This window comes from Agrobacterium sp. K11 (assembly GCF_059429395.1).
On record NZ_JCAHRB010000010.1, the window covers coordinates 271,575 to 294,638 of the forward strand.

14 protein-coding genes are annotated in these 23,064 nt (G+C 54.8%); 7 read left to right on the forward strand and 7 right to left on the reverse strand.

The window, feature by feature from the left end:
- The first annotated feature begins 546 nt into the window (after positions 1–546).
- The gene (locus tag AC5SEO_RS19545) at positions 547–747 is read left to right on the forward strand and encodes a hypothetical protein (RefSeq protein ID WP_495363969.1); all 201 of its coding nucleotides are present in this window, start codon (positions 547–549) and stop codon (positions 745–747) included.
- 479 nt (positions 748–1,226) lie between these two features.
- On the opposite strand, the gene AC5SEO_RS19550 is transcribed toward AC5SEO_RS19545, so the two are convergent.
- The 3 genes from AC5SEO_RS19550 to AC5SEO_RS19560 all read right to left on the reverse strand — a co-directional run bounded on the left by AC5SEO_RS19550 (position 1,227) and on the right by AC5SEO_RS19560 (position 7,200).
- Complete coding sequence (locus tag AC5SEO_RS19550) at positions 1,227–1,904, reverse strand: response regulator transcription factor (RefSeq protein ID WP_495363970.1); 678 nt, start codon at positions 1,902–1,904, stop codon at positions 1,227–1,229.
- Between the two features lie 600 nt (positions 1,905–2,504).
- Positions 2,505–5,954: an autotransporter outer membrane beta-barrel domain-containing protein gene (locus AC5SEO_RS19555; RefSeq protein WP_495363971.1), complete on the reverse strand. Its 3,450-nt coding sequence runs from the start codon at positions 5,952–5,954 to the stop codon at positions 2,505–2,507.
- 487 nt (positions 5,955–6,441) lie between these two features.
- On the reverse strand, positions 6,442–7,200 hold the full coding sequence (locus AC5SEO_RS19560) for a response regulator transcription factor (RefSeq protein WP_495363972.1): 759 nt from the start codon (positions 7,198–7,200) through the stop codon (positions 6,442–6,444).
- Positions 7,201–7,869: 669 nt separating this feature from the next.
- Between AC5SEO_RS19560 and AC5SEO_RS19565 the strand changes: the two genes are divergently transcribed.
- The 3 genes from AC5SEO_RS19565 (at position 7,870) to AC5SEO_RS19575 (ending at position 14,959) form a co-directional block, all read left to right on the forward strand.
- Entirely contained in the window at positions 7,870–12,570 is a 4,701-nt protein-coding gene (locus AC5SEO_RS19565; RefSeq protein WP_495363973.1) for a beta strand repeat-containing protein, read from the forward strand.
- 15 nt (positions 12,571–12,585) lie between these two features.
- Positions 12,586–14,319: a ShlB/FhaC/HecB family hemolysin secretion/activation protein gene (locus AC5SEO_RS19570; RefSeq protein WP_495363974.1), complete on the forward strand. Its 1,734-nt coding sequence runs from the start codon at positions 12,586–12,588 to the stop codon at positions 14,317–14,319.
- 133 nt (positions 14,320–14,452) lie between these two features.
- Positions 14,453–14,959, forward strand: coding sequence for an invasion associated locus B family protein (locus AC5SEO_RS19575; protein WP_495363975.1), 507 nt, complete (start codon positions 14,453–14,455; stop codon positions 14,957–14,959).
- Between the two features lie 125 nt (positions 14,960–15,084).
- Here the strand turns inward: AC5SEO_RS19575 and AC5SEO_RS19580 are convergent, their stop codons facing one another.
- Both AC5SEO_RS19580 and AC5SEO_RS19585 read right to left on the reverse strand, forming a co-directional pair.
- Positions 15,085–15,657, reverse strand: a complete 573-nt coding sequence (locus AC5SEO_RS19580) for a DUF2254 family protein (protein WP_495363996.1) — start codon at positions 15,655–15,657, stop codon at positions 15,085–15,087.
- Positions 15,658–16,714: 1,057 nt separating this feature from the next.
- Positions 16,715–17,008, reverse strand: a complete 294-nt coding sequence (locus AC5SEO_RS19585) for a hypothetical protein (protein ID WP_495363976.1) — start codon at positions 17,006–17,008, stop codon at positions 16,715–16,717.
- 914 nt (positions 17,009–17,922) lie between these two features.
- Between AC5SEO_RS19585 and AC5SEO_RS19590 the strand changes: the two genes are divergently transcribed.
- The 3 genes from AC5SEO_RS19590 to AC5SEO_RS19600 all read left to right on the forward strand — a co-directional run bounded on the left by AC5SEO_RS19590 (position 17,923) and on the right by AC5SEO_RS19600 (position 20,804).
- A complete protein-coding gene (locus tag AC5SEO_RS19590) occupies positions 17,923–18,528 on the forward strand; it encodes a J domain-containing protein (RefSeq protein ID WP_495363997.1) in 606 nt (201 codons plus the stop codon).
- Between the two features lie 696 nt (positions 18,529–19,224).
- Positions 19,225–19,584, forward strand: coding sequence for a MarR family winged helix-turn-helix transcriptional regulator (locus tag AC5SEO_RS19595; RefSeq protein ID WP_202961873.1), 360 nt, complete (start codon positions 19,225–19,227; stop codon positions 19,582–19,584).
- Positions 19,581–20,804 carry an MFS transporter gene (locus AC5SEO_RS19600; RefSeq protein WP_025591839.1) on the forward strand — a complete coding sequence of 408 codons (1,224 nt, stop codon included), beginning with the start codon at positions 19,581–19,583 and terminating at the stop codon, positions 20,802–20,804. Before AC5SEO_RS19595 ends, AC5SEO_RS19600 begins: the two co-directional genes overlap by 4 nt.
- Positions 20,805–21,192: 388 nt before the next feature.
- On the opposite strand, the gene AC5SEO_RS19605 is transcribed toward AC5SEO_RS19600, so the two are convergent.
- Positions 21,193–22,239, reverse strand: coding sequence for an IS110 family RNA-guided transposase (locus AC5SEO_RS19605; RefSeq protein ID WP_025591837.1), 1,047 nt, complete (start codon positions 22,237–22,239; stop codon positions 21,193–21,195).
- A 209-nt stretch (positions 22,240–22,448) separates the two neighbouring features.
- Positions 22,449–23,036: a DJ-1/PfpI family protein gene (locus AC5SEO_RS19610; protein WP_495363977.1), complete on the reverse strand. Its 588-nt coding sequence runs from the start codon at positions 23,034–23,036 to the stop codon at positions 22,449–22,451.
- Positions 23,037–23,064: the final 28 nt, after the last annotated feature.

Below are 23,064 nucleotides of genomic sequence, written 5' to 3' on the forward strand. Positions count from 1 at the left end.
TCTGCATGATGCATCCGATGCGCTGCGAACTGCTCACGACTGTCGCGCCGTACAACTGGGACTTTGCGTGCAGTATCGGAGGACGAGGACTTATTCTTCGAAACAGAGGCATTCATCAGCAGACAACTCTTCCAGTTTGATACATTCTCGAGTGAAAATCGAATATATCCCTTGGAAAGAACCGTCAAACTCCGCATTTACATCAATAAAATACCTAATAAATCAGACTATACGGCGATATCTACTATAACTTGATCGTTTTACGACCAGATCAATCTCCCTATTCATCACGAAGTCGGTAGAAAAAAATTTGTGCGTGTAAAAGAGGTATATCGACCAGCCACCTTGTTTTGTTCGGGCCGCGATACATATCTTTGGGCAACTATTGGATCTGGCCGGGAATAAAAACGCTTGAGGGGGGCGTTGCGCTATCGCAACAGTGACACAAATAGGCCGATTTTTCGTACCAGGCGGCATATCGCGCTTCTGCGACAGAGGAGATATGCCGCTTGCGTAGCCCTCAGAGCCGTGCTGCGAGGCACGGGCTTGGCGAATCGCCTGCACCGCATACTTATTGATGACGAAGCCGCAGTTATTGATCGAAGCAATCGACATGGCGCAGGCAAAACGTCAAAACGCGTCGGCACGGCCAGAAATCCGGGCCAACGAGCCAAATTCGCCGGAATGAGCCTCCGCAACGTCGTTGACCAGCGAAAGGTCGATGCCGATATCGTCGATATGGCATAGACTGGAGCTACGGAAGGATTGAACAATAAGGCCGTCGACACCAGGTAGTCATCAAGGAGATACGCAGCATGAGCCCTTAATGTGGACGACGCATTCAACTGAGACAGCGATGCGACGCCATCAACGGAATGGCGCGGCTACCTTCCGGCAGGGACGCTTCAAGCGCTCAGCTGTTGAGCGCTATAAGATACTATGCCGCCATGCTCGCAGTCAGATGGGCCAACTCGCCGGTTTCAGCATGGTATGCATCATGACAGCCCGCTTTCGCGCGACTGCTACAGCAGTTCTTTGAATCCGAACCACCGTCGCAGCTGAAGCCCCCTTGTTCGCAAGGAACTCTGTATGGAGCTGCGCCTGCGAATGACGAGGCCGCTTCGCATTGGTGCCCGCGTAAATGGCGCTCGCCGCGTCGGGACATATGTCCGTTTTAATCGACTTCTGTCACTCGCAGTGGCGTATATTTGGATTACCGCTCATAGTTAAAGCGCTATTATGTTTACCGAAAGTTGAAAGCCAGAACCGTGGATGACCTGTATTGGTAGCTCCGTACCTGCATCCCGTGCCTTCACACGTAATCTTTGTAAAACCGCATCGATGCTTCGCGTGTTGGAAATAGTAGCATACCCCATCGCGACGGCAAGATGAGCACGTGGGACGATAAGTCCCCTTTGTTCCGTCAGCTTCAATATCAGCGCCGCTTCGCGTGTCGATAATCTGATTGCGGTTCCTTGCGGAGAGATCAACCTTTTGCCGATGCGGTCAATTGACCAGTTTGGAAAAGATCGGGCAACCTTCAGCGGAGCACTCGCAATTGATCTCAGGCTGCCAGCAAGATTTTTTATCGCAAAAACCATTTCATCGCCATCGACGGGCTTAGTCAGATACAGGTTTGCACCTTCGGCATAACCACGAAGTTTGTCGTCGCGCGGTGTACGGGCTGTCAGCATCACAATCCCGACATTGCTGGACGTTTTTGTACGTCTTGCGATGTCAAACCCGCTAGTATCCGGAAGGTTAACATCGATTATCGCAACATCGAACGCCTCGGTCCCAAACGCCAGATCGAACTCCTTGCCGGTTCCAACCGCCGTCACCGCAAAAGAATTGAGACGTAAGAAGTCAGTCAATCCCACCCTCAGATCAATATCGTCTTCCACAAGAATCACGCGGATGGGGTCTTTGTCATATGGTCGCGCGGCAGGGTGTTTGGTGGAAAGTGATCTGGGCATAGGTGACTATTAATGGTGGAAACAAAAAGGCGCAACTGATACGACCGGAGAAGAGGAGACTGGTCGATGCCTGTGTGTGTGTGACTAAAACAGGCAAAATAATCGTTGCCTCTACGCAGCCATCCTCACCGTTCCTCAGTAAAAATCAGCCTGCACGAGCATCGGCGGCGCGCTTTGCGGATAACCCTGGCGAAATTCAGAGATCGCGAAAATAAAAGAAGCCCGGCCAGTCGGACCGAACCAAAACGACATGCTGGTGAAATAATCGTCACCAACGCCGCCGCTGTTTACGCACGACAGTCTCGCTAGACCGAGGACACCAAAAGTCGAACTGATTGCCAAAATATCGAGTATCGCAAATATAGAACTTCCTTCTTTCTAAAAAGAAAGAAAACTGGATTAAAAACAAGGACGTCCATTTTTTCGAACCACATTCATCTGTCGAGCGCAGGATGCGCTTTGATGCAAATACAGGTCTTGAATGACATGCAGGAGCGGCGGTGACTTCCGCTCCTGCATCTACGGCTGTCAGAACTTCACGCGAAGTTTGGCATTCGCACCGTGATCGTAAGCGTTCGAGCCGATCTGGCCGTTATAAGTAAAGCTCAGTGTCGATGCAGGCGTGATAGTGAAGTCGACGCCGGCTTCCAGCAGGACCGCATTACGGTCGACAGGCGTACTCGATACTGCAAAACTATCGCCGGTCAGGAAACGCGCTGATGAAACGGGATCGACATCGCCGAAGGCATGCAGCCATCCAATCGTGCCACGGGCCACAGAGGCAACGCCGGCAAGATCGAAATCCGTCGACGTTCGCAATCCGAGCGTGGAAAAAGTGGTGTTCATTGATGAGGAGTCAACTGTTAGCGCAGCACTGCCACCCGTTTCGCTAAACCCATCCGTCTTGGTGCGAGAATGAGCAAGAGCAGCGAACGGCTCAAGTGCAGATGTGCCGACATCGAGACGATAGGCAAGTTCACCATAGACATTGAAGCTGGATGCGTCGTAGTTGCCATAGAGCGTCTGGCCAAGAGCACTGACGTTACGCCTAGTGTCGATATTGTGCCAAGTGTAGTTCACGCCGGAGCGAAATGCGACTGGGCCCCATTTCGTGCCTGAATAGGCGCCCAAATGGTAGTTTGTGCTGTCTCCTTTGCTGCTGTCAGTGTCAAAAAACGTCCGGCTGTAGCCACCCAGGACGCCCACGCGCCAGTCATTGCTGATCACAACATCGCCACCGACTAGAGCGCCGCCATTCGATATATCGGTATCGGATTCGCCGTTGACGCCGCTCACCTTACCCCATGACCCGAAGCCATTGATCCAGGTAGCGAAGCGATCGGAATCGAACGGCTTCCTGGTCTCGTAGGCGGCAAACCGGTCGTCCTTGGGTGCGCCTTCTTTTTCGTCGGAATAGCCAAGTGCCATGGAGGATGGTGCGGCGACACCGTCAGTGACAGCACGGACACGGCTGTTAAGCGCCGTGCTGACGGCCCTATTCGTCTGCACGAAGGTACCCCGCGCCGTCGCGTAAATATCTCCTGAAAGCTGCTGGAAGGTTTTTCTCGCCTGTTCGGCATCAAGCATCAACAGGCTGTTGTAGAGTCCGAGCGACACACTGCCCGATGTCTGATCGAGAGTGTCGAGTGCAGATGCAACAGAGCGTTGATTGCTCGAGTTCGCTACCGGTACAAATACACCAGAGTTGCCGTTGCCCGAGGATTTTAGAGAAACATTCAAATAGGCATTATTGGCATCGTAGGAGTTTGTGATGTCGAGGAACGCGGAGGCTGTATTGACCAGACCGCTGAACTTGCCCGTCAAGCCAGTTCCGGTGGAGATGATTTTATAAGTCTGGGTCTTCTGGTAGCTCGTTTCGCTGTCTAGCACCGTTACGTTAACGCCTGCGCCGTCTTCGATAAAAGCCTTTCCCAAAACCTGCGTCAGGTCGGCATCCGTGCCATTAAAATCAACCGCGTAGGTGGATCCTTCCTTCAAGACGAGGTCACCATCAATGGTCAGCGTGCCAATTACACCAGAAGTGGGAGAGACGGATCTACTGTAGATGATCCTCTGCAATCCTCCTGGCGACAATATACCGCCATCTTCAATGGTCGAGGTCCCAATCGTTCCAACACCACCAATGGTGCCGCCGCTGGAGACGTTAATGGTGCCACCCAGAGCGCCGGAGACGTACAAATTGCCACCATCTACATTCGTCAGGCCGGAAAAGTCGGCGCTGTCACCCGATAGCGTCGTAACCCCGGAAAGATGACGAATTTCTCCATATCCCTTCATATTGGCAGAGAACAAATAGTCGCTCTCGGTGTGATTGAATACAATCGTTCCATTGCTAAGACCGGCGCTTTGGTTGAACTTGATTGTATCCGTTTTCAGGGTGCCAGCCCCTGTGGCATCGCTGCCTTCGGCCGCTCCAATGACCAGCGTTCCCTTCGAGCCGTCCTCCTTGGCAATATACGTTGTGCCATCAAAGGTGCCATCCTGCTGCTGCGTGCCAACGGATACGACACCGTCATTGGCGATAATCAGCGTGCCAGTTCCGCTGTCGCCCACCGAAAGGCTGCTCGAGTTCTTCCACACAGATTCCGAGCCGGAGACAGTCGCCACGCCCGTGCTACCTTCGTAATAGCCGATGAAGCCCTTCTTGTCCTCGACCACACCTCCACCGATAACATCCAACGTGCCGTTTCCTGCATAACCGACAAAAATATTGCCGCCATCACTCCACTTTGAGCCGTTGTCAGCCACAGTCACTTTTCCTGTGGCAGCGTTCTCCTTCCCTATGATGGTGGTGTTGCTCTCCACAAGGCCGCCATTCTTGATATCAAGTGTGCCGCTACCCTGTTCACCGACAAAGATGTTACTGACGTTTTGCCACGTTGAGCCCACGCCGCTAACAGTGACGAAACCATTGCTGCCTGAAACCGCCCCGACATGGCCGTAAGTGCTTTTAACAAGACCACCATCTTCAACGGTGAGCGTTCCGTTGCCCCAATTCCCGACATAGAGGTTGTTGCTATTCAATTCAGAGCCAGCGCCGGTCACTGTCGCGGAGCCGTTGCTCCCCGCAAAGAGTCCAAGGGTGACCTCATTACTCTCCACGAAGCCAGAATTTTCAATATTCAGGCTACCTTGACCTTCGAAACCTACGTAGAGGCCCTCGCTGCTGCGCCATTCAGAGCCGTCACCGGTGACCGTCGTAGTCCCCCTCTGATCGGAATTCATTCCGATATAGCCCCACTTACTCTTTGCAACGCCCCCATCCGCAATGACAAGTGCGGCATCCCCGGTAACACCACCGATGTTCAGAACGTTGCTGTTGGTCCAGGTTGATCCAGCACCAGTTACGAGCGCGGTGCCTGAACCGGCATAGCCGCTGCCTACATAGGCGTTCTGTCCAATGACCGTGCCACCATCTTCGATAATAAGTTGACCAGCTCCGCGGTAGCCCACTTGCAGGCCTTCGGTGATTTCCAATATCGAGCCCTGACCTGACACGGTTACTGTGCCAGTGCTGCCGTCGGCAGAGCCAAGCTCGCCAGACCGGCTTTTCAATATTGCACCGCTTTCGACGGTCAGCGTACCTTCGCCAAGATTGCCGACGTAAAGTCCTCCACTGGTTTCCCAGGTGGTTTGGGAGCCTGTTACCGTCACTTCCCCAGTGACGCCGCTCGATTGACCAACATATCCAGCGACGCCACTCAGCACGGCACCGTTCGAAATCGTTAGCCAGCCGTTTTCCTCGTAGCCAACATAAACGGTGCCGTTGCCCACCGCATTGGTGTCGGTCGTGACCTGATTGTTCGCACCATCATAGACGGAAGCTATGGGCTCCGCCCACCCGAATCCAGGCACTGTCAAAAGCATAGTTGAGGCGAGAACAGCGTTTCTGGTTAATACGGCTGCATGTATTGCGGGCCGTGACATTCTGGTCGGAATCATCGGGCTTTGAAGCATAAAATATCCCCTGGTAAAAGCTCGCGACAGCATCGTGTCGCCATGCGTGAACCCCTTCACGCGATGGGATAATTTTTACTCAACTCGTTGAAAAACGATAATTTTTAATCCGAAGCAAACGCTACGGAATGTAACGCTTTGCTACAGAAACTGTAGCCTGAACATCACAATGCGTGGGAAAGTCGCGCTCTTGAGCCTTGCTCGTCCAGCCCACGTTCCGGAGCTCCAAATTCAGTTCTGCAGTATTGAAATTCAACATCGATGCTTTTTATCAGCGGGACCTTGTCCTGCTGGGTGCCCGGCGCAGCTTGGTACGGTCATCTCCTGATGACGAAGGTCTTGAACTTTATATGAATGGGAGCCCTTGATCACAATGGAACCTTCGGCCCGTCCTTTTTTTGGAATTGAGAGGCACGGGGGGCTCCTCAATGGCCAAAGTTCAAATGGAAACTGGAACATAATGAGGGGCGTCTCGTCACTCTGCAAATCAACAGACGACATCAAGTGGACTAAGCAGTCGGTAGCCTGCATTGCGAACAGCTTGCAGTGGAAGCTCCATGCCAGCTTTACGCAAGCGTCCGCGCAGGCGCGCGAGCGCCACGTCCGCCAGGCGGCTTGTAGGAGATGATTTGTCTTCTCCAAAAATCTCAGCAATTTCAGCTCGGGAAACAACCGTATTCGGTCGGGCGGCAACATACTCGAGAAAAGCCGTTTCTCTGGCTGAGAGCTTCAGACGTACACCATCCGGTGTTCTCAGAGTTTGGCGCTGCCTCTCAAGTGTTAAGGTCGAAGATCCCTTCTGCCCCATACTCGGCGTACTTGAAAGGGTTGAGACACGACGCCTTTTGGCTAGGTTTGCAATGGCCAACGTCAACTCTTCACAGTCCACCGGCTTGGTAAGATAAATATCCGCACCGTTCCCATAACCGGACACCCTATCGTCTCTTCCACTTCGGGCGGAGAGAATTATGATACCAGCGTCACTTTCTTGTCGCGCGCGCGCGGCCAAATCGAAACCCGATATATCGGGTAAATTCACATCGACGACCAGAACGTCATGAAATCGATGGTTGAACAACGATCGAAACGATGCACCGGACTCTGCTTCCGACACATAGATGCCGCGCTGACGCAAGTAGTCTGCAACGCTCTGCCTTAGAAGCCGGTCATCCTCTACAATAAGAACACCGATCTTATCCGGACGAAAACTCATCATTTGAATGGTTTTACTTTCACCATAAGTCATCAATCGCAAAATTGATTCGTACTTTCGAGGACCTGAAAGCCTCCCAGGACCGCATGTCCATTCGACTGCTACAAGTAGCGAATTTGCCCCTCGTTCACACATTCAGAACAGCAGGCGAGCTGTGTTTTCAAAGGGACGTTGCGCGAATGTCACGCTTTTTCGCAACACTCGTTACAAGTGAAACATTCGTTACATTTCAAAGCTACCGCCTCCCGTAACGTCGACTTTATTGTCGTTGTTGGCGCACAGATCCAGCGCCCTGGCGGATGGCGGTTCATCAGCTTGCTAAACAGGGACGGCAATGTTTGAGACTTTGCAGCAAATCTGGACGGTGGGCGCTGGATACATGCGATGCGCAATACCCGCCATTACAGGATGCCTGTGCAATCCACATCTATGGGCTCCACGATTGTCCCGTTCTCCTCCCTTTTTTAAGAGCATGAAGACCTGAAACAAGTCAGTGAATGCCTCCCCTAATTGTCTGCGGCCAAGACCTCCTTCCAAGTTCTGAGGAAGAGTGAGCGCCTGAATTTTTAACAAGGAATCTTCATGCCATCGGCTGTCTCCAATCAACTTCCGTTGCCGGTCTCCAACAGGCGTAGATCCACGCGGTGCGGTCGTCTTGCCATAGCACTACTGACATCTACGGCTTTGATGGTGTCGCCGCTGATGGCGGCGGAAAATCTGCCGACTGGCGCGCAGGTCGCATCAGGTTCCGTTTCGATTGGAACGTCGGGCACTGGCGTGACGATTACGCAGGGGTCCGACAAGGCCATTGTCAATTGGAACAGTTTCTCAGTGGGCGCTGGTAACACGGTCAACTTCTTGCAGCCGGACACCTCCTCTGCGATTCTCAATCGCGTCACAGGCAGCACCTCATCCACAATTGCAGGCTCGATCACAGCGAACGGTCAGGTTTATCTGATCAATCCTAACGGCATCGCCATAACATCGACGGGGACAATCGATGTGGGAGGCGGCTTCGTTGCATCCACTCTCGATATTTCCAATGACGACTTTCTGAACGGCAACTACAACTTCACCGGCAACGGCGCATCTGGCCAGGTCAGGAACGAAGGCATCATCACCATCGGCCGCGGCGGCTATGCCGCCTTGATCGGCGGCACAGTCAGGAATGACGGTTTGATTGCGGTTCCTGTCGGCAAGGTGGGCCTCGGCTCCGGCGAACAGGCGACGCTCGATCTTTCCGGCGACGGCTTCCTGCAGGTCGCCATTCCGACCAAGGAAGGCGCGGAAGGTTCAGGTGCGCTGATCGAAAACAACGGCACGATAAAAGCAGATGGCGGCACCATCGTGATGACAGCCGCAACTGTCCGCAATGCAGCGCGCCACGCCGTCAATCTCACGGGCGTTGTTGAAGCAAACAGTATCTCTGGCCGCGATGGCGAAATCGTCATAGGCGGCGGAGAAGGTGGAGGTATCTCCCTCTCCGGCAAGGTCAAGGCCACATCGCCAACCGGCAAGGGTGGCAAGGTCACGGTCACCGGCAAATCCGTCTCGATGAAGGGCGCAACAGTGGATGCCTCCGGCAAGAGGGGCGGCGGCACCGTGAAGATTGGCGGGGACTATCAGGGCAAGGGCGATACGCAGCGCGCCGAAACCGTCAGCATCGACGCCGCCAGTTCCATTAGTGCGGATGCGACCAATGCAGGCAATGGCGGCACTGTCATCGTCTGGTCGGATGAATTGACCACATTTGCGGGCAGGATCACCGCGCGCGGTGCAGGTCCTTCGGGCATCGGCGGAGATGTGGAAGTATCGGGTAAGGCTGTGCTTGCATATACGGGCTTTACCGATCTGAAAGGCCCCGGCGCCTTCGGCACATTGCTGCTCGATCCCCACGATATTACGATCTCGGACGGAGAAGCTTCAAATTCTTCCGGCACTACGGCCACTGGCGAGAAAAGTGTGATCAGCATTTCGACGCTGGAAGCCGCGCTAACCAATGCGAATGTCGAGATCAGCACCGGCGGCTCCGGATCTTCCGGCGGTCAGACGGGGAACATCACTCTTGCTTCCAATATCGCCTGGTCAGCAGATACGGTATTGACCCTGTCCGCTTACAACAACATCTACATAAATGCCGAAGTTAAAGCCACGGGAGCGACAGCGGGTCTTTTTCTGAACTATGGCGGCTACGCAACCGAGAGTTCAGTAGTTTCAGGGACAAATTACTCTTTCGGCCACGGCGCTTCGGTGACCCTTTCTGGGGTTGGGGCCAGCTTTGCAGTTAATGGCGATGCCTACACCCTTATTCATTCGATGAGCGAACTTGTCGCTATCAATTCCACTGGTTTGAACAAAAATTATGCCTTGGGTGGCAGCATTGATGCCTCAGGCACAACTTATAATTCAGCGCTGGTGGGGAGAGGAAGTTCCGACCTGGCGTTCAAGGGAACCTTTGCCGGCCTTGGTAATACCGTCTCAAATCTGACAATCAGCAACAATGCCGCGAGTGGAAGTTACTACGGTATGTTCGGCTATGTGTCTGGAGCCAAGATCCGTGATTTAGGCCTCGTGAATAACAGCCTCGAAATTTCAGGTACGTCTACAGCCTATGCTGGTGGCCTTGTCGGGTACGCTACATCTTCGACCCTCATTACCAATGCATACGCCACAGGTGATGTCACGATCAGTTCGGGCGTCACGAACGCCTATAGCTATGCGGGCGGTCTGGCTGGTGGGGCGTCTGGTTCGGTGACTATCAGCAATGCATATGCCACTGGCAATATTACGACAATCTCCACGAGGCGCGACAGTAAAGGTTTCGCCGGCGGATTGGTAGGCGATGTGTCGTACGCCACTGTTAGCAACGCATATGCAACTGGTGCGGTGAAAGTCTCGTCAGGAGATGCCAACGGTTACGGCTATGCGGGCGGACTTGCCGGCAATATTTCCAACACCATGGTGAGCAATGTCTATGCGACTGGCAGCGCGCGTGCTTCGTCGTCCTCGATTTACAGCTATAGCTATGCGGGCGGCTTGATCGGCTATGCAAATTCTTCGACGATAAGCAATGCGTTCGCAACCGGAAACCTGACCACGAGTGCGGGCTATAATGGAAGCATGTCCATCATGGGTGGTCTGGTAGGACAGTCTTACGATTCAACTATTACCAATACATACGCGACAGGCGCTGGGACATACACTTCCAACTACACCGTCATAAATGGCGGCTTAATCGGTGTGGGTATGTCAACAACAATTGAAGCATCCTATTTCAACACTGATACCAGCGGGAGAACCAACGGCGTCGGCAATGATACAACATTAACGGGTGCCACGGGACTAACGACGGCAGAATTGCAAAACACTGAGTATTTTATGCAACTGGCGTCCTCCTGGGATTTTGAGAACACATGGGCACCATCCTCAATAGGCTATAATCCTGAACTGTACGCACTTTCCGCAGTGGTTTGGATTAATGGCACCACAACCTCCTCCACCTACGGCGACAGCACCGCCACGGTGACAACCTCCGCAAGGGGAGGCCCATCCGCCAATGTTTTCGCCTCCGCCGGAGATAGCCTCGGGTTTTCGAGTGTAACGATTAATGTCGATCCGATGGCCGCCGCCGGAAGTTCAACAAAAAAGCTCACTACAGAGACAACTACCAAGGTCAGCGCCGATGGAACTGTCTACCGCATATTCTATTACGGCTCCGATACGACTACTGTTAATAAAGCGAAGCTTATCGCTACAGCGGGGAATGATACGAAAACCTATGACGGGCTGGCGTATTCCGGCAACAATGGCGTTACATATAACGGCTTCGTCAACGATGAGAATGCCACGGTTCTCGGCGGTGTGGTTTCTTATGATGGAACCGCTCAGGGTGCCGTCAAATCGGGAACATATTCTATTGCCGTGTCAGGCCTCACTGCCAACAATTACGACATCACCTACGTCGATGGTGAACTGACTGTTAATAAGAAAGCTCTCACGGTCACGGCCAATAGCGACACCAAGACATATGACGGCGCTTCTTATTCGGGCGGCAATGACGTAATTTATGGCGGGTTCGTCGAAGGTGAAGGCAAGGTTGTCCTCGACGGAACGCTGTCCTATTCTGGAACCTCTCAAGGTGCCACTGATGCGGGCACCTATGCGCTAAGCGCTTCCGGGCTGACGTCAAAGAATTACGAAATCACGTATATCGACGGCACGCTCACGATCAATCCCAAGGCAATCACGGTCACCGCGAACAGCACGAGCAAGACTTACGGAGACAGCGTTTTACTAAGCTACACAGCGGATGGCCTGATTGGCGATGACGCGCTTTCCGGTTCGCTTGCCAGCGGTGGCGAAGGCAAAAGTGCCGGTGCTGGCTCCTACACCATCACCCAGGGAACGCTTGCTAACAGCAATTACGACATTTCCTTCACCGACGGCACTTTGACGGTTGGAAAGAAGGTCCTGACAGTCACGGCCAACGATGACAGTAAAACCTATGACGGCAATAGCTATGTGGGCGGCAATGGCGTCACCTATGCGGGCTTCGTCAACGACGAAGATGAGGATAGGCTGGGTGGAACGCTCTCCTATCTCGGCACCTCGCAAGATGTGGTCGATGCCGGAACCTATGTCATTCTTGCCAGAGGTCTTACATCCGGCAACTACGCGATCGAATACTTGGGTGGCACGCTTGCGGTGAATAAAAAGGCCATAACGGTGACGGCTGACTCCATATCCAAGAACTATGGCGCCGTTGCCGATTTGACTTACACTGTCGACGGTCTCATTGATCGCGACGTACTTTCCGGCTCGCTTGCCAGCGATGGTAGCGTTGCCTCGGCGAATGTCGGCAACTACGCCATCAGACAGGCTACACTTGCCAACAGCAATTACGACATAAGCTATAAAAGCGCCGAACTGACCGTCACTCCCGCCATCCTGACGATCACTGCGAATGACGCCCGCAAAACCTATGACGGCAAGGCGTATAGTGGCGGCAACGGCGTTACTTATAGCGGCTTCGTCAATGGTGACGACGTATTGGTGCTTTCTGGCGCCCTTCATTACGGCGGTACTGCACAGAGTGCCGTGGAGGCCGGTCTGTACACGATCACCGTCGACGGGTATGGCGCCGAGAACTACCTCATCAACTACCGTGCGGGAACATTAACTGTCGGTTACACGCCTGTTGCAACATACGTGCCTCGGCCAGCCACGACCTTCCAGGCAATCACGCAGCAGACACTCGTACCGGTGTCGTTCGCCCAGCTGGTGCAGTACTCCGCCAATTCCGCAGCAGGCGATGATAGAGCCATGACCACCGAAAACCTGCAATTCTCAAATGCGGTCTGCTTCCTCGCCCCGAACTTCGCCACTTCCTGCTCCAGCAATTGATATTTGAGTAAGATCATGAATATTTTGAAGAAACGATTTTTCTTGGCAGGCGCAGTTCCAACGTTCGGTCTCGCTCTTGCAACGCCTATATCAGTGCTTGCGCAGACTGCCGGGCAGTTGACGCAGGAAAGCTATGCTCCGCCCGTCGTTCGCGCAGCGGAGCGAGGCCTTTCTCTGCCTGCATCGACCGGCGTCGATGCCCCGCAAGGGGCTGAGAAACTGAGCGTAACACCCTCGGGTCTCCTCGTGGAAGGCGGCTTGCCCGCACTCTCCAGGGAAACTTCCTCCATAGAGGCAACCTTGAAAAACAAACGCGTTACCGGTGCCGATCTTTTCGCCGCCGCTCGCGCGCTTGAGGAGGCCTACGCTCGTGCTGGTTACATTCTCGTGCGCGTCTTACTCCCGGCGCAGACGATCAAGAATGGTAAGCCTTTGCGTCTGGTCGTTACCCAAGGCACGGTGGAAGCAGTGGATACTTCCGCGCTACCGCCCGCACTCAGAGCGCGCATTGACAGCGTTCTAGCGCCGCTGGTCGGGCAGCCCAACCCCACCAAGGCCGACCTGGAGCGACGTATGCTTCTGGCGGGTGACACACCGGGCGTGGTCGTGAGATCCACTCTCAAAGCTGGCACGAAACCCGGCGCGACCATTGTGGTGGTGGACGGAAAATACGACGCGGTGACCACGACCGTGACGCTCGACAATGGCCTAGATGCAAATCTCGGCACCTATATGCTTGGCCTTGGCGCAGACTTCAACAGCGTTCTGGGTTTTGGCGAGGTCGGGTATCTGCGTCTCTCCGGCTATCCCGGCTTCAACGACTCGATCTTCGACAGCGACCCGCGTAATCGCCAGATCGTCGCCGGTGTGACGGTGCCGCTGGGTACGGACGGCGCTTGGCTCAACCTGGAAGGGGTCGACAGCCATACGCACCCGACCTCTGACCTTTCTTTCACGATGGTCGATCACTACCAGCGCTTCTCCACGAAGCTTGGCTATAACTGGGTGCGGTCCCGTGATTTCAATACCAGTTCAGTGGTCGCATTAGACGTGATGGAGGAAAAGCAGGACCTCGATCTTGGCGGCTCTCGCACTGCCTTTACCGAGGACAGACTGCGTGTTCTCCGCTTTACGCAAACGGGCGACGCTTTTTTGCCGTGGGGCGGTCAGCTAAACGCCAGCGTAACGGCTTCCTTTGGTCTCGATACGCTGGGTGCACGTAGCGCAACCAATGACCTACCACTGTCTCGTGATGGCGCTGATCCAGACTTTCGCAAACTGGAGGTATCCTTTGGCTATAGCAAGTCCATGATCAATGACCGGTTGAGAATGTCGCTAGCGGGCAAAGCGCAAACATCCTTTGGCGATGCGCTTGCTTCATCTGAACAATTCGGCCTCGGCGGCTTTGACTGGCTGTCCGGCTTTGATAGCGGCAAAATACAGGGGGACGCTGGAGGGGCGCTGCGCGGGGAACTGGCTTTCCCGCTCACCTTCAACCTGTCCAATAGTTGGGGCAGCGCGGCTGCTCCCTACGTTTTCGCCGCTGCTGGCTTAGTGCGGCTTGAAGTGCCCACTGCGCTAGAAGCGGACGTAATACGCGCAAGCTCTTTCGGCGCGGGTGTCCGCTTCGGTCTGTCCGAAAAGGCGACGCCGCATTCCGGCACTCTTTCTCTTGAATACGCTCATGGTGAAGCTTCAGATATTGACGATGACAATCGCTTCAATCTGAGATTCATCGCGCGCTTCTGATAACTGCTCCACAGGCTCTTTATTCATGACGATCATGCATTCCATATCCCGTTCCATTTTTATCCTTCTTATCTCCATCCTCTCTACCCTGCCCGCTTTCTCTCAGACGAATACAGCTCTCGGTGGAGGGCCAATGACAGCCGAACCTGCCAGCACGACCGCAAGCTATGGAAGCTGGGTGCTGCGTTGCGTTCAATCGCAGTCTCAGGATGGCGCGGCTTCCGATATCGCCAAAGCTGGAAGATCAGGCGCGCGGAGCTGCGAAGTTGTACAGACAGTGCAGATTCAGGGCCAACAGCAACCCATCGCGCAAATAGCCATCGGAAGATTGCCGGATCAGGAAGACTTGATCCTAACAGCGCTTCTGCCCGTCAACGTTTCCCTGCCCGGAAACGTGCATGTTTCTGGCAACGGAAAGATCGGCGTAGAGGAAAAAGGACGACTGGAACTTTCGTGGACCCGCTGCCTGGCGGGTAGTTGCGCTGCGCATGGAAAGCCTGATGCAGCGGTGCTCGCCTTATTCCGCGCGGGCACCGAAGGCCAGTTGCGCTTCGTCGATGGCGGCAGACAAACCGTAGCAATTCCGCTCTCCTGGCGCGGGCTAGATCAGGCCATGACCGCGCTGGAAAAAACCAAATAGGCGTTCTCGCGGGCTCAGTGGTCTCAGGGTGCTGGGCGCCGTCTTGTTGTCCGTGGCTGGTCGGTCGCGCGCTACCATGACATCCCAAAAAAGCTGATCGTCCTCCGCGATTCCGGCCAGGAAGGTCAGATTGCTGCGCCAGAAACAGCCTGTGCGGCAACGCTCACGCGGTGTTTGTCACTTTCGAGGCTCAAGGCGAGCTCAGCCCGGGATAGTGCCTCTGTCGAACGTCGGATAGCGTTGTCTCGAAAGCGGGGCGCGTTGAACTGCGCCAATATGCCGAAAACTTTCTGGAGACGAAGACCGACTTCGACAATGGCTGCGCCATAGCGAGCCATCGGTGTAAAAATATCATTGAGTCGTATGGCCGGGAGACAGACATTTGCACATGGGACGGCATCTTGGTGCGAGGTCTCGACGGGTTCGTCCCAGACTGCCAGTACGCGGAGCGTACGGCCAATGACATCGACCGCAGTATCGGGATCATTGGTCGCAGGGGACAGGGCACAGAACGCGATTTCAGCAAGGACCGAAGCGTCAAATCTCGGATCCTGGTCGACCGACCGCATATCTTCAACGGAAAAACATGTTCTGACCAAGGTCAGAACGTCTCGGATATTGCTCTCTCCGGCACAATCGATGGAACCCACGGGGGGCTTACGATCGATTAATTGCCCGGGATTTTTCTGAACAAAAATCTGAGCCTTCGCTGCCGGGTTTCACCCAGATTTAACCCGTATTTCCATTCCGCATTAGCCCAGCCACATTCGGGATAGTGAATTGTTTTTAGAACAATTTTATCCGGCGTAAGTGGATCACGGCGAAACGGGAAAATGGATCAGACTAACACGAACGCTAACAATTTGCTTTTCATGAGTTATAGCCACCTTCTATATAGCTCATGATTGTTGCCATAACTGAGTTATTGCAAGCCTGTTTATCACGCAGCACCACAATCGGCAGCGCTCCATTCAACAGGCAGCGATCGACAGGCAACCACTTGCCCTAAAAATATTTCGTGAACGCCAACACCTTATTTCCGCTCGCCCTCGGCCTTGGTTTCGACAGAAACGGAATGAGCATGACCAAACACGAACTTTCATCACGTCATTTTCAATGAAAGATCACCGAATTCTGCGAACTGCGTATCGCGCCGATTGCCCCCAAGCGGGTGCTGGGGAATATTCAGCCTTATCTGAACAACAGTCAGATCTGAAAAGCTCTGACAACAAAATTGGATAGGAATAGATGAGGAAACAGAATTTCTAAAAACGGCGACCGTCCGCATCACGCCCGAAATCCTGTCGCTGGTCGCCGAAATTGACGAATTCCTAGGTTCTCGGCCTGCGATCGGCCGGGTCGACGCTTTTATCTTGCTGCAGGCAGGAACTGCTCCTTTCCGGCTTGCGGATATCGGCCTTACGCTGCCTAATACGCGAAAATAATCTGTGCTTCAGACGCATTGTCCTACTCTAGCTAAGAAACACACCTTTTTGTCATGAACAGAAAGGTACCTTGATATGATCGCTCTTCACGCTGCTGAGCGGCGGGACCTGCGCTAAAGCCGCCTCGGTATAAATCACTTAGAATCGTCGGACGAAGAATAAAAAAATGGGCCTGCGGAAACCGCGGCCCATGAAGTGTGGAGATCTAAAACCTCCAGAGGGGAACAGCTGCTGCGACGGAACTGGGAGGTGACCGTCATCTGCATCAGCTGAAGGCGTTATGCCTGATTTTTGACCATCGGGAAAACATTTATTGTGCAACGCAGCTATGCAGCCGCCGCGAGGGTCTCGTCGTCCAGATCTGCCACCAGTCGAGCTTTGATTGCCCGCGGCTTCGGCATCGTGCATCTGGCGACGGAACCGTATATTGGTCGTCCTCGTAGGCGGCTCGGAGCCGTTTGAGCCGGGCAGTATTGGCCGCCAGCTTGGCCTCGCGCATGAGGCGCCCATTGCCGGAGGCGATGGCCTTCTCCATTGCGAACTGGTTGGCGGTGCCTTCCGATATCCATATCGCCGGTGGTTCGAGCAGATCCCCCAACGTCATGCCGACTCATATGACCGTCTCCGGCACCGCGCGCTATTTCGAGACCGAGGTTGCCGATATCATCAGCGAGCGGATACGAGAACACGCTATAGCCGCAGCGCAGACTGCACGTTGCACCGTCGATATAAACATCAGCCGCAATACGCCCCCCCCTCGTCAACGAACCGTCTGCCGTCGATGCCGCGCTGAGCGCTGCCAGGACAACGCTGGGTGATGGGAAGATATCTGACCAAAGAGCACAGTCTACGGGAGGCTAGGACTTCGCCTTCTTCAGCACCGACCGACCCGGAGCTTATTGCTGGCTGGGTGCAGGTGCCGGACCAGACGGTAAAATCCATGATGTCCATACCGATCGATTCGACTTCAACGATGAGACCCTGGGTTACGGTATGTCCTACTGGATCAATCTTGCACTTCAGGAACTGACAACCGCATAAACACCTTAAAGACCAGAGTCATATTTGAAGCGGCAGCTGATAGTAGTCTACCGCTTTGATATTGCTGACGCGGAGAGATCACTATCTCATACCTGTGTTGATCCATGAGCGGTTATTTTCCACTGACCATGACATCAGAGCCAGCCCTTCTGTACTGCAGTTCCAGCTCTTGAAAGGCATCGAACCCTCGACTTGGCAATTCCCATGCAGGGCGGCCGGCAATCCCTCGACGGTACCGCGACCACGATCTCGCGAATATCTTTGCACACACTGCGAGAATGATTGTCGAGCGGGCAAGGTTTTCAGCGAGACATGAGCATGACTAGAAATTGCCCATGTTGGCCATTTCCAAACGACCAATTTGCCAAGAAAACAGCGCTTCCCCCAGTGAGGTTGGCTGTCGCGCCCTGTATATATTGATCGAGATTGGAGATGTCTGATGTTGCCCTAGGGGTCCTCCGCGTCCATATAGTTCCAATGACGCATGATTCGAAAATATTCGTAGGTCTTCGATCCGCTCGCAAACGCTCGCCATCGGCCAGCCAAGCCACAGGCCCAAAATGCCAATGGGACGGGTGTGAAAAGAGCGGTACTCACCGCGCGCCGGTGGGATCGGGTGCAGAAGGTCTTTACCTCTTATTCTGCCTTGAGCATGTGACTGACTACAACAAGGGTTATAGTTTTACGACGCCACCCTCCAATGCCGACGTCGCCCGTTACCAGAAGGAAGCGACGACGGGTGCGCGCCCGACCTGGGGAACGAGGGTGAGCACGGCAACTGAAACTCCGCTGCCGTCTTCAGTTCGTTCAGGCTCGGCAAAAACGCTAAACGCTCGCAAAGCCGATCGGCAGGGGCAATCGCGGATCGGCGCCCAACAGAGAAAGCTCAAGGTACTGGAAGCCAAAGCTTTCGAAACACTCGGCCTTTCGTCCCAGTCGACATCCCAAGAAATCAAGAGCCGCTATAAGGAGAGGCTCAAAATGCACCATCCCGACGCCAATGACGGAGACCGCAATTCTGAGGATGCACTTCGAACATCGATCGAAGCGTATCGAATCCTTAAATTGAACGGTTTTTGCTAAAGCCTGTTTGAAAGGGGCTTAAGATCCCTGCCTTCAAGGGACCCGAGCCGCTGACCCGCTCCAACGCATAGATGAGATGATCCCTCGGGCCTCAATCCAAGCCACCATTTCTCAAATGCATTCAAGGAGCATCTCCTTCATTTGCCCAGCAGCTATGAGAAGCCACGTGCGTCGTTGCGCGACATCGCGCTTGGCAATGGGCTTCGGCACGGTTTGTATTTTTTGCTGTTCGACCGCAAAAGCGAAGACACCGAGATGGCCTGTTGGACAAACTTTGCCGTGAGGAGAATGGCCGTCATCGCCACTTAAACGGCCGAAAGGCACTGGGTTAGCAATCTATATCTTGCCACCATTCAACCGTGCGGCGCTTCTCTAATCGGCGGGGTGAGGTCAAGCGTCTTTCGTGTTTTTTCCTGGACGGGATGATGCATGATCATCGTCCGCAGTCTGCCCGGACCTGCCATTGATGGGGGTAGTGGACGGGCAGCTTATGGCTGCTGCAGATGATCGAGCAGCCAACTATTCATCGTCATCGGAATGTAATAGGGCTTTTATATAAGCGCTATTATGAAGCAAGAACCTGTTCTTCCCCGTAGCATCTTCTCCCCAGTCTCTGCTCTTTTGAGGGAGATAGACGATACCATCGCCGACCTATATCGGTCCCACGATGTCGCCGGTGTTCGACCGCGCTTTAGCATGGCCTTGATTGCCCTGGCCGACCATGGGCCAATGACAATCAAGGTCCTCGCGCAGGCTTGTAGGGTCACTCATGCAGCCATGAGCCAATCGGTAAAAGCGATGAACGAGGCGGCTCTCGTTGAGACTAATCCCGGTCAGGATGCCCGTAGCGTCCTCGTTGGGCTGACCAAAAAGGGGCACTCGGTGATTCCGTTCCTAATAGCGGAATGGAACGCAACGGAGGCCATGATCGCGGAACTGGAGGCCGAGCTACCTTATCCCTTGACCAAGGTCATCGAAGACATCCGCGTCAAGCTCGCAACCAGGTCTCTGCAAGAGCGGCTCGCTGGCCACATGGTGGAGCTACAGGGCAAATGATACGCGTCATCGATCTTAGTCCGTTGACCGGGAACCGGGCCTTTCGCCACCTATGGATGGGCACATCATTCCAAACGTTTGGCAATCAATTCACCGCCTTCGCCGTCCTTTATCAGATGTGGGAGCTGACTCGATCGCCGTTGATGACCGGAGCCGTAGGGCTGACGCTTGCCGTTCCTATGGTCATCTTCGGGCTTTGGGGCGGTGTGCTGGCCGACACTCGGGAACGACGCGCACTGATCCTGCTGTCGAACTTTGGTTCGGTCATCTTCGCGTTGGCACTGCTGGGCCAGGCCGCTGCCAACTGGGCCTCCCCTCAACTCCTTCTTGCCCTTGCTGCAGGCCAAGCGGCGTGTACCGCCATTGGGCAGCCTGCTCGGAAGGCGTTGATCCCCTTTATTCTGCCAGCGGAAAAGGTTGCGGCTGGTATCGCTGTTTCCCAGGGCAGTTTCCAATTTGCGATGCTCGGCGGCCCGGCCCTTGCCGGCCTGATTGCCGGTACTTTGGGAATAGCCGGGTGCTACGCCGCACAAGCCATCGCATTCGGACTTGCATTTCTTGGTCTTTGGAGGCTGCCCGCGATACCGCCGCTGCAAACTAAGGAAGGTATGGGAAAGCGCCTTGCGGCGGGTTTCCTCGCTATCAGCGAGAACTCGGCGCTGCGGGGCACGTTGTTAGCCGATTTGGCGGCGACCGCGCTGGCAATGCCGATCGCTCTCTTTCCGGCTCTGAACCAGGATCGCTTTGGTGGCACGCCTGAAACGCTTGGCCTGTTTCTGTCCGCCATTGCGGTAGGCGGCATAGTGGCCACAGCTTTCTCTGGTGGTATTACACGCTATGACCGGCAAGGCACGGTTCAGCTCTATGCCATTGCCCTGTGGGGGATGGCACTAATCGTGGCTGGCCTCGCTAGCTCGGGTTGGGTGACCCTTGCTTGCCTTACCGTTGCCGGGGCCGCCGATACGGTCGCAGTTGTGGCACGGGCGGCGATCGTTCAGCTTTCATGTTCGCCAGATGTTCGAGGGCGGGTATTGGCAGCAGAGCAGATCGCTGGCACCGCCGCGCCGCAGGTCGGAAACTTCCGATCGGGTTCTATGGCCGCGATCATGCCGCCGGGCCTATCTCTTGCGCTTGGTGGACTGCTTTGCGTTGTGTCGGTGGTTGCGATAGCAAAATCTCACCCAAAGCTGATGAGCTTTCGCTCAGATGATTCAGCCTGACCCACTGCCTATGGCCGGTTTCGGGAGTTAAAATCAACTGAGCGAATGGCGGGAATGGGGGTCGAAACACGTCTTGCATCAAAGCACGGCCTACATTCGTTTTAGCGCTTGTCAGCCGAAAGCTGTCCGTCGCAAAGACGCAGTTCTGAGCCCTGCTTGTCTAGCGTCATCGTCTATTCGCGGCCCGCGCTTCTCTCCGGGATCGGCACTCGGCCCTCCCATGATGGGGTCCAGTAGATGATGTGGCCCAATCTATGCTGCATCCTGATGACGGATCATCGGTATAAGCGACGCCGCGAACTCACATCACCATCGTCCGCGAAGGACGTCTTCCGCTGCTATGCGGAACCTTGAATTCGAACCTTTCGATTGCCTCTGTGGCTGACTGTCATGCCGCTACGGTTGAAACAGTGTCCTCCCTCGTCCAGCGAAACTCTGTGCCATCCACCCACATGCGATGCATGACGACAGCGAGACGGCGGGCCAGTGCCACTTTGGCCTTCTTGCTGCCATGCCGCTTGGCAATGTTCATGGCCCATGCCTTCAGCCAGCACCATTTTACCACTCGCGTCATCATCGACTGGGCGGCCTCATACAGCAGTCGCCGCATCATGGCGTCCCCGCGTAGAGAGACGTGGCCGACCCTGCTCATTTCGCCGGACTGTTTCAGCACGGGCGTAAGACCCAATATCGCTCCGACTGATCGGGAATGACGAAACCTGCTGGGAATATCGATCGTCGAGACATAGGCGAGCGAGACAATCGGTCCAACGCCAGGCACCGTCATCAATCGTCTGCAAACCTCATCCTGCCTCGCTTCGGCCAGAACCCGCTTCTCTAGCTTGGCAAGCCCTTCTCGCAACTTGCGTCGTCCGGCTAGCAGTGGCTCCATGATTTCCGCTAGGTCAGCGTCGTGTTCGACGAGTTCAAGTATCCTTCTCTCAAACGTGCCGCCCGAGGCTTGACCGACCTTCAGTCCGAAGTTGCGCAAGAGCCCGCGCATCTCGTTTTCCAAATCGATCGCCTTTTCCTGCAGCAACGATCGGGCGGTTAGCAAGGCGCGGCGCTTCTGGCTGGTGAGCGTCTTCACATGCACATCCTTGAACAGGCCGACCCGCATCATCTGGGCAATACCGCGCGCGTCGTTCCTGTCGCTTTTGTTCTGCTGAAGGGCGTCAAGGAAAGCTTTGGTGTGCCGCGTCTCAATGCAGAGCACCGGGAGGCCGGCTTTTGCCAGCCCTTCAAACAGCCACTGCGATAACGGTCCTGCCTCAACGCCCACCCTCTCCAAGCTGAGTGCAGGATCGGTCAAGATGGCAACGAGGTCATCAGGGTGGGAGACCACCTTGCGTTCCCGGCATAGCTTTCCGTTTTCATCGACGATACAGACGCTCGTCTCTTTGATCGAGACATCGAGGCCGGCATAGTGTTTCATGGCTGCGCTCCTCTGCATGATGGTTGTGCCTGGTTTCCGACAGGCCACTTGTATCATCGGCAGTGCGGTGCGGCTCCTTCTTCCGGGCGGATTGGATGGGGCACGTAGCCGATTAGCCCATCTATGTTATCCGCAACACTGTTGCTCGACATGTCGGACATGCCCCCGCCCTTGGATTGCAGGGGCATGCCGTCGGGTTCATCAGTCTGTCAGGTGTGCGTAATTTTGGTACCGAGTACTTTCAGGCACTCGCGCATGAAAGCGGCCAATCCCGTCCAGCCTTTCGCAGAAACCATATTGCCGTCGACATAGGCCTCCGTGGGCTTCACGTCGATATAGATGCCGCCGACAGCGGTAACTTCGGGCTCGCAGGCGCCCAGCCCGGCGACCTTCCTGCCCTTCAGCACGCCGGGCACGGCCATCAGTATCTGTACGCCGTGGCAGATCGTGAAGATCGGCTTTCCGGTTTCGTGGAAATGGCGCACCATGTCCTGCACGCGCTTGTCGGTGCGGATGTATTCCGGGCCACGGCCGCCCGCAGCGTACACGGCGTCATATTCCTCTACCTGCACCTCTGAGAAGGTCTTGTTGATATCGGCATAGTGGCCGAGCTTTTCGGTATAGGTCTGGTCGCCTTCGAAATCGTGCAGCGAGGTCTTGATACGATCGCCGGCCTTCTTGTCCGGGCACACGACGTGCACCGTATGGCCGACAGCCTCCATCCCCTGCTGGTAGACGTAGATTTCATATTCCTCGGTGAATTCACCGGTCAGCATGAGGATTTTCTTGCCGCTCATGTCGTGTCTCCTTTTATCATGGGTGTTG

Coding starts and splice junctions, on each gene's coding strand:
- AC5SEO_RS19555 (WP_495363971.1), bottom strand. CDS start 5,954: ATGCTTCAAAGCCCGATGATTCCGACCAGAATGTCACGGCCCGCAATA.
- AC5SEO_RS19560 (WP_495363972.1), bottom strand. CDS start 7,200: ATGACTTATGGTGAAAGTAAAACCATTCAAATGATGAGTTTTCGTCCG.
- AC5SEO_RS19565 (WP_495363973.1), top strand. CDS start 7,870: ATGGCGGCGGAAAATCTGCCGACTGGCGCGCAGGTCGCATCAGGTTCC.
- AC5SEO_RS19570 (WP_495363974.1), top strand. CDS start 12,586: ATGAATATTTTGAAGAAACGATTTTTCTTGGCAGGCGCAGTTCCAACG.
- AC5SEO_RS19575 (WP_495363975.1), top strand. CDS start 14,453: ATGACAGCCGAACCTGCCAGCACGACCGCAAGCTATGGAAGCTGGGTG.
- AC5SEO_RS19585 (WP_495363976.1), bottom strand. CDS start 17,008: ATGACGTTGGGGGATCTGCTCGAACCACCGGCGATATGGATATCGGAA.
- AC5SEO_RS19590 (WP_495363997.1), top strand. CDS start 17,923: ATGACGCATGATTCGAAAATATTCGTAGGTCTTCGATCCGCTCGCAAA.
- AC5SEO_RS19595 (WP_202961873.1), top strand. CDS start 19,225: ATGGCCTTGATTGCCCTGGCCGACCATGGGCCAATGACAATCAAGGTC.
- AC5SEO_RS19600 (WP_025591839.1), top strand. CDS start 19,581: ATGATACGCGTCATCGATCTTAGTCCGTTGACCGGGAACCGGGCCTTT.
- AC5SEO_RS19605 (WP_025591837.1), bottom strand. CDS start 22,239: ATGAAACACTATGCCGGCCTCGATGTCTCGATCAAAGAGACGAGCGTC.
- AC5SEO_RS19610 (WP_495363977.1), bottom strand. CDS start 23,036: ATGAGCGGCAAGAAAATCCTCATGCTGACCGGTGAATTCACCGAGGAA.